Annotated in this window: 1 protein-coding gene; it reads right to left on the bottom strand. The window is 64.2% G+C overall.

The genetic code is table 11. From position 1 onward, the window contains the following. Positions 1-274, bottom strand: a 274-nt coding sequence (locus SB753_RS37195; protein ID WP_410805152.1) for a hypothetical protein, incomplete at both ends; no start/stop codon positions are given.

Genomic DNA, 274 nt, shown 5'->3' with positions numbered 1-274 from the left:
GGAGTGGATACCGTTCGGCGAGCTCGGAACGCATTCCCTCCCAGGATGGAATGTAGCGATTGAGCGCCGGCCGTTCGGGATTGTCCGCCGTGTGCCGCTTTAGCAACTCGGGTACGAACTCCAGTTTGCCGCTCGGCGTCTGCAGGCCCGTGCCGAATTTTTCGGCGAACTGGGACGGCAGTGGGTGGGGTTCCTGCAGATCCTTCCGCCGGCCCTCCGCAAACCAGCGCCTGTCCACCGGATGGCGCAATTCGGGCTTCTCGGGTGGCACGAC

This window comes from Paraburkholderia sp. SIMBA_053, assembly GCF_046534895.1.
Taxonomy (GTDB): Bacteria; Pseudomonadota; Gammaproteobacteria; order Burkholderiales; family Burkholderiaceae; genus Paraburkholderia; species Paraburkholderia caledonica.
The sequence above is the reverse complement of the archived record's forward strand: the minus strand, read 5'-3'. Positions and strand labels throughout refer to the sequence as shown.